This window comes from Burkholderia sp. 572, assembly GCF_040545135.1.
Lineage (GTDB): Bacteria > Pseudomonadota > Gammaproteobacteria > Burkholderiales > Burkholderiaceae > Burkholderia > Burkholderia cepacia.
On record NZ_JBEPLH010000021.1, the window covers coordinates 130,816 to 138,392 of the forward strand.

At 61.9% G+C, this 7,577-nt stretch carries 5 protein-coding genes; 1 reads left to right on the forward strand and 4 read right to left on the reverse strand.

Annotation, left to right across the window (positions count from 1 at the left end; all coding sequences use genetic code 11):
- On the reverse strand, window positions 1–429 hold the full coding sequence (gene mraZ, locus ABIC51_RS31745) for a division/cell wall cluster transcriptional repressor MraZ (RefSeq protein WP_006487094.1): 429 nt from the start codon (window positions 427–429) through the stop codon (window positions 1–3).
- Window positions 430–815: 386 nt separating this feature from the next.
- Window positions 816–1,442: a 2-polyprenyl-3-methyl-6-methoxy-1,4-benzoquinone monooxygenase gene (gene coq7 / locus ABIC51_RS31750; protein ID WP_027788457.1), complete on the reverse strand. Its 627-nt coding sequence runs from the start codon at window positions 1,440–1,442 to the stop codon at window positions 816–818.
- A 276-nt stretch (window positions 1,443–1,718) separates the two neighbouring features.
- Here coq7 and ABIC51_RS31755 point away from each other — a divergent pair, with 276 nt between their 5' ends.
- Window positions 1,719–2,870, forward strand: a complete 1,152-nt coding sequence (locus ABIC51_RS31755) for a porin (RefSeq protein ID WP_027788458.1) — start codon at window positions 1,719–1,721, stop codon at window positions 2,868–2,870.
- Window positions 2,871–3,150: 280 nt separating this feature from the next.
- Here the strand turns inward: ABIC51_RS31755 and ABIC51_RS31760 are convergent, their stop codons facing one another.
- Window positions 3,151–4,824 carry a long-chain fatty acid--CoA ligase gene (locus tag ABIC51_RS31760; RefSeq protein WP_027788459.1) on the reverse strand — a complete coding sequence of 558 codons (1,674 nt, stop codon included), beginning with the start codon at window positions 4,822–4,824 and terminating at the stop codon, window positions 3,151–3,153.
- A 136-nt stretch (window positions 4,825–4,960) separates the two neighbouring features.
- Window positions 4,961–7,036, reverse strand: coding sequence for a molybdopterin-containing oxidoreductase family protein (locus tag ABIC51_RS31765; protein ID WP_060085786.1), 2,076 nt, complete (start codon window positions 7,034–7,036; stop codon window positions 4,961–4,963).
- Between the last annotated feature and the right edge of the window lie 541 nt (window positions 7,037–7,577).

Genomic DNA, 7,577 nt, shown 5'->3' on the forward strand with positions numbered 1-7,577 from the left:
TCAGAACGTGAAATTCTTCAGCGCGTCGGGCATGCCCTGCGCCATCGCCGCCTGCTCCTTCGCGTTGTAGGTCTGCGAATCCCACAGCTCGAAGTGACTACCCATTCCCAACAACATGACTTCCTTTTCCAGTCCAGCTGCCATGCGCAGCTCGGGCGATACAAGAATCCGGCCGGCGCTGTCGAGATCGACGTCCATCGCATTGCCGAGAAAAATGCGCCGCCACCAGTGCGCGTCCATCGGCAGCGCGGCGATCTTGGCGCGGAATACTTCCCATTCGGGGCGCGGAAACAGCAACAGGCAGCCGTCCGGGTGCTTGGTCACAGTCACCCGTCCTTCTGCCTGTCCTTGCAGCGCTTCGCGATAGCGAGCCGGCACCGACATCCGCCCTTTCGCATCGAGCGTCAGCGCCGACGCCCCTTGGAACACTTTCCGCTCTCCCGTTCAGGGCACCGAAGCACCCGCTCAATGCTGAGAATTTAGCCGGAATAGCCCGCCAAATCACACAAAAATACACTTTCTCACACTGTCTCCCACTTTAGAGGAAGGGTGTGGCACGGTCAAGGGAGCGGCCCGCTTTTTTGACGAATTTTGTTAGTTAGAACAAGGACTTACGCGCACATGCTCATGCTGCCCCTCATTCCAAAAACCGTTATAAATGAATGAGCTAGTGCAACTTGTGAAGGTGATACGTGAGAAAGACGGGCCAGACGGGTGTGCGGACGGGGCTTTCGGGGGCGGGAAAACGAGGAATAAACGGGCGGCATCAGCGGCGGGGAACCGGAGCGACGTCACGCATCGCCCCGGTGCGAATCTCACAGATAGTACGCAGTGCTCGTCATGACTTTCGACGCGGCGCGCATCAGCATTCGCGCGGGCAGCGGCAGTTCGATCCCGCCTGCGTCGGCGGCGGCCTTGCCGTGCTTCACCTCGTCGATACGCATCTGGTCGACGATCGCGCGCGACGCGGTATCGGCCGCCGGCAACTCGGACATATGGCCTTCGAGATGGCTCTCGACCTGCCGTTCGGTCTCTGCCATGAAGCCGAGACTGACCTTGTCGCCGAGCGCGCCAGCCGCCACGCCGATCGCGAGCGAACCCGCATACCAGAGCGGGTTCAACAGGCTCGGGCGCGAGTCGAGCTCTTTCAGGCGATGCGCGGTCCACGCGAGGTGATCCTCCTCCTCGCGCGCGGCTTCCTCGAACATCGCCTTCGCGGATGCCGTGCGCGCGGTGAGCTTCTGCGCCTGGTACAGCGCCTGAGCGCAGACCTCGCCGACGTGGTTCACGCGCATCAGCCCGGCGGCATGCGTACGCTCCGCGGGCGTCAGTTCGACGGCGGGCGCCTCGGCCGGCGCGGGCACCGGCCGGCTCATCCGGCTAATGCCCGTCAGCGACCGCAGGCCGCGATCGAATTCGCTGATCAGTTCATCAAACACCATCCTGTTCTCCTGGCTGCATGTGCCGCCGCGAGCGGCAAGGGCACGAGTCCGCTGCGTAACCGACTTGATTATTCAGCGGAAATTGCGGTTAACCCGTGATTTTAACCATTGTTGCATAAAGGAAACATGGCGGCCTTGAGCTGCGGCATTTCGCTTTGTGGCAAAAACCGGTTTTGCTACATTACGTGCGACTTCTTGCGAAGTTGATGGGGCCCGTCAACAGAACATAACTATCCGCCCCGCCAGAAAAATTCAGTGATTTTTGGAGATCCGTTAATGAAAAAGTCGCTTCTCGCGCTCGTCGCGCTGGGCGCGTTCGCTGGCGCTGCCCATGCGCAAAGCAGCGTGACGCTTTACGGCATCATCGATGAAGGCCTGCTCTTCAACAACAATGCGGGCGGCAAGCACCTGTACAGCATGGCCAGCGGCGTGATGCAAGGCAGCCGCTTCGGCCTGCGCGGCACCGAAGACCTCGGTGGCGGCCTGAAGGCGATCTTCACCCTCGAAAACGGTTTCGACGTGAACAGCGGCAAGCTCGGTCAGGGCGGCCTGATGTTCGGTCGTCAGGCCTACGTCGGCCTGTCGAGCCAGTACGGTACGGTCACGCTGGGTCGTCAATACGACTCCGTCGTCGACTTCGTCGGCCCGCTCGAGGCAGGCGACCAGTGGGGCGGCTACATCGCCGCTCACCCGGGCGACCTCGACAACTTCAACAACGCCTATCGCGTGAACAACGCGGTCAAGTTCACGAGCCAGACCTATGGCGGCTTCTCGTTCGGCGGCCTGTACAGCTTCGGCGGTCAGGCAGGCCAGTTCTCGAAGAACCAGGTCTGGTCGCTCGGCGCAGGCTACAACAACGGCCCGCTGGTCTTGGGCGTCGGTTACTTGAACGCACGTACGCCGAACCAGTTCGGCGGCATGTTCAACAACGGTTCCGCGTCCTCGTCGGTCTCGTCGCCGATCTATGGTGCGTACGCGAACAACGCGAACACGTACCAGGTCATCGGTGCAGGCGGCGCATACACGTTCGGTGCAGCAACGATCGGCGCAACGTACTCGAACACGAAGTTCAAGGGCTTCTCGGCAGGCCCGTTCGTGAACCAGACCGCGACGTTCAACAACGGCGAAATCAACTTCAAGTATCAGCTGACCCCGGCGCTGATTCTCGGCGCGGCGTACGACTACACGCAAGGCAGCAAGATCGACGGCAACTCGGCAGCCAAGTACCACCAAGGCTCGCTGGGCGTCGACTACTTCCTGTCGAAGCGCACCGACGTCTACGCGATCGGCGTGTACCAGCACGCATCGGGCAACGTGCTCGACGCGAATGGCGACGTGATCAAGGCAACCGCGTCGATCAACGGTCTCGCCGGTTCGAGCACCAGCAACCAGGTCGCGGCACGCGTCGGCATCCGTCACAAGTTCTAATCAGCTTGCCTGACAAGCCGCAGCATATTGAAGGCGCCTCCGGGCGCCTTTTTCTTTTGCGGGGCAGAACCGCAAAGCCGGAGCGCGGCGAATCGCGCCGGGCGTTGCGCGCTCGTCGTGGGGGGCCATGCCGCTTGCCTCTGCAGCCATCGAAACGCACGGCCGCCGCCGCAAGCCCATTCCGGAGGCAATCTCGTTCGGAGACAAACCTCCTCGGGGCCGAACCGCAAACAAAAAGGCCCGGCATGTGCCGGGCCTTTCCCTTCGATCGACCGCGACGTTACGCGCGTCCGTCGCGCAATTCGCGCCGCAGGATCTTGCCGACGTTCGTTTTCGGCAGCTCCGTACGGAACTCGACCAGCTTCGGCCGCTTGTAGCCAGTGAGGCGCTCCTTGCAGTAGGCGAGGATGTCCTTGTCGGTGAGCGCCGGGTCCTTCTTCACGATGAACAGCTTCACGGCTTCGCCGGAATGCTCGTCGGGCACGCCGACCGCCGCCACCTCGAACACGCCCGGATGCGACGCCACCACGTCCTCGACTTCGTTCGGGTACACGTTGAAGCCCGATACGAGAATCATGTCCTTCTTCCGGTCGACGATCTTCACGTAACCCCGCGCATCCATCACGCCGACGTCGCCCGTCTTGAAGAAGCCGTCCGCGAACATGACCTTCGCGGTCTCGTCCGGCCGGTTCCAGTAGCCGGCCATCACCTGCGGCCCGCGGATGCAAATCTCGCCGGGTTCGCCGAGCGCGACGTCGTTGCCGGCATCGTCGCGAATCGCCACTTCGGTCGACGGCAGCGGCAGGCCGATCGTTCCGCTGTATTCGGTCGCCGTCACCGGGTTGCAGGTCGCGACCGGCGACGTTTCGGACAGCCCGTATCCTTCGATGATCGCCGTATGGGTCTTTTCATACCAGCGTTTCGCGACGCCTTCCTGGATCGCCATGCCGCCGCCGTTGGCGATCACGAGCTTCGACAGGTCGAGCTGATTGAATTCGGGGTGGTTCAGCAGTGCGTTATACAGCGTGTTGACCGCCGGGATCGTCGAGATCTGGTAGCCCTTCAGCTCCTTGATCATGCCGGCGATGTCGCGCGGGTTCGGGATCAGGATGCCCATGCCCCCGGTACGCATCGTCAGGAAACCGCAGACGGTCAGCGCGAACACGTGATACAGCGGCAGCGCGACAACGGTCACGAACTGTTTCACCTCCGGAAACTTCTCGTGAGCCGGATGATGCCAGGCGCCGGCCTGCAGCACGTTCGACACGATGTTCCGGTGCAGCAGCGTCGCCCCCTTTGCTACGCCTGTCGTCCCGCCCGTGTATTGCAGGAACGCGACGTCATCGGGGCCGATCTTCTGCGCCTTGAATGCCTGCCGCGCGCCTTCGGACAGCGCGGCCTTGAAGCGCGTGAACGACGGCAGTTGCCAGGCCGGCACCATCTTCTTCACGTTGCGCACGACGTAGTTGACGAGCCATCCCTTGATGCCCAGCAGATCGCCCATCGACGCGACGACGACGTGCTTGACGCTCGTATTCGCGATGACAGCCTGCAGCGTCGACGCGAAATTCTCGAGGATGACGATCGCCTCCGCGCCGCTGTCCTTCAACTGATGTTCGAGCTCGCGTGGCGTGTAGAGCGGATTGACGTTGACGACGGCGTAGCCTGCGCGCAGTACCGCGGCGATCGCCACCGGGTACTGCAGCACGTTCGGCATCATGATCGCAACGCGCGCCCCGCGCGCAAGACCGCGCGATTGCAGCCAGGCGCCGAACTGGCGCGACAGCTTGTCGAGTTCGCCATACGTAATGCCCTTGCCCATGCAGACGAACGCCGTGCGGTCGCGGTACTGGCGGAAGCTTTCGTCGAGCAGGTCTGGAACGGAGGGATACGGAGACGCGTCAATTTCGGCTGGAACGCCGGGTGGGTACGATTTCAGCCAAATTTTGTTCATACTGCGCGTCTCCTCACGGATTTTCGAATGATCGTGCTAAAACGCATCGTAACGGCTCGCCCGTCCCGATACAACAGGGTTAGATGTCCACTTCGAACTTCCGTGGAGATTCGTCGGATGATACGGTGATATTCGGTCAAATGCGTTCAACTTCCACAAGGCAATCGTAAAACGTCGCCGAATTGCCGAGATCGGTGAGCGCCTGGCTCGTCACCTCGTTCGCGTTCCTGCCGTCCGGCGACAGCTTCTTCCACCAGATCGACAACCCGACGACGAGCCCTGCACGTGCGCGATCGGTAATTCTCGCGAGCGCCTGCATCGAACCGCGGTCGTTGAAGATGCGGACGAGATCGCCCTCCGCGATGCCCCGTGCATCGGCATCCGACGGGTGAATGTCGAGATGTGGTTCGCCTTCGGTATGACGCAGGCTGTCGACGTTCACGAACGTGCTGTTCAGGAAGTGACGGGCCGGCGGCGAAATCATCGCGAGCGGATAGCGCGCGGCGAGTTCGGGTGCCGCCTCGGCCGATTCGAACGGCGGCAGGTAGTCGGGCACAGGGTCCACGCCCATCTGCTCGAGCCGCGGGCTGTAGAACTCGCACTTGCCGGACGGTGTACGGAAACCGCCGTTCGCGAACGGCGCCTCCGGCAGCTTGAGTTTCAACCAGCCGTCGCGCTTCAGCGTGTCCCAGTCGCTGTCGAGTGCCGGATCGTCCCAGCGGAGGGCCACGCGCGCGATCTCTTCGTCGCTGTGATAGAGCGCGGGCTCGTCCAGCCCCATGCTGCGCGCGATCCCGCGGAAGATCTCCGTGTTCGGCCGCGCGTCTCCCACCGGAGGAATCGACGGCAGGTTCGCCATCACGTAGGTGTGGCCGTACGATTTGTGAATGTCCAGATGCTCGAGCTGCGTGGTTGCCGGCAGCACAATGTCGGCGAAATCGGCGGTATCTGTCTTGAAATGCTCAAGAACCACCGTGAACAGATCGTCACGCGCGAACCCCGCCGCGACTTTCGAGGAATCCGGCGCGACCGCCACCGGATTCGAGTTGTACACGATCACCGCTTCGACCTTCGGTCCGAAGGTGGCATCGCCCGGGTGCAACAGCGCATCGCCGATCGCGTTCATGTTGATGATGCGCGGCAGTTTGTGCGGCCAGCCCGGCATCAAGTCCGGGCGCAGCAACGCAGCCTGGTTGACCGGCGCGGATTCCGACGACGAGAGCAACAACCCACCGGCCCGATCGCGCCATGCACCCGTCAGCGCCGGCAGACTTGCGATCGCCCGTACCGCGTTGCCACCGCCGCGGACGCGCTGCATGCCGTAGTTCAGGCGGATCGATGCCTTCCGGGTAGCGCCGTAACGACGCGCAAGATCGATCAACTCCGACGCGTCGATGCCGCAAATCTGCGCGACACGATCCGGCGGATAGGACATCGCACGTTCCTTGAGTGCGTCAAAACCGAGCGTATGGTTGGCGATGTAGTCGTGATCGAGCAGGTCTTCGGTAATCAGCACGTGCATCATGCCGAGTGCGAACGCGCCGTCGGTGCCCGGTTTCAACGCAATATGCTGATGACACTTCTCCGCTGTCAGCGAACGGTACGGATCGATGGCGACAAGACGGGCGCCTCGGCGCTTCGCTTCCTGCGCACGCGTCCAGAAATGCAGACTCGACGCGATCGGGTTCGCTCCCCATATCAGAATCAGTTCGCTTTCCTCGAAATGCTCGAGATGCATACCGAGACTGCCACCATATGTGTACCGTAACCCCGCGGCACCGGCCGCCGCGCAGATCGTGCGCTCGAGCCGCGAGGCGCCCAGTTTGTGGAAGAACCGCTGGGCGATGCCCTCCCCTTGCACGAGCCCCATCGTCCCCGCATAGCTGTACGGCACGATCGCTTCCGGTGCGCGCGCCGCGATTTCACCGAGACGACGGCCGATCTCGTCGAACGCCTCGTCCCAGCTGATCGGTACGAAATGCCCTTCCCCTTTGGCGCCGATGCGCTTGAGCGGAACGGTGAGGCGATCGGGATGATGAACGCGATCGGCGTATCGGCTGACTTTCGTGCACAACACGCCTTGCGTCGGCGGATGGTCAGGATCGCCCGTGACCTTGATCGCCTTGCCGTTTTCGACGGTCACACGCATTGCGCACGTGTCCGGACAATCGTGCGGGCAAACGGCCCGGGCTACCTGAATCGCGGCGTTCATCGTTTTGAGTGCTTAGATGGGGGTTCGCAAATTTTACGTGGACACGCCGAATAAAGCGTTCATTTCGTTCGGATTCTGGGTTATCTGACCAAAAATCGATTCGAGGAAGCCGGGGTAGTTTCGGTTACACCACGCATCATCTGCGAGGGAGGCTTGTATGGCCCATCCGATATGCGTAGTCGACGATGGAAGGCAGATCGTGCACGACGTCGCTAATCGGTACACGGAGAGGAGGGAGTTGCGGTTTTGATCGGAGATACGACCAATAGATCAAGGGATCGCGAATGATATCGGTCATTTCGGAAAACCAGGCGTTGCGATTGGGTGCACCTGGGAGTCGCGGAGAATCGGCACCCCGGCCCCAGCTCGAGCAGCGTCCTGGCCACCGATCCCGATCACTCGCGCATTTCCATCGCCGGAATGCAAAAACCCCCGCCTTTCGGGCGGGGGTTCTTGGCTTAGGGAGCCTGACGATTACCTACTTTCACACGGGAATCCGCACTATCATCGGCGTAGAGTCGTTTCACGGTCCTGTTCGGGA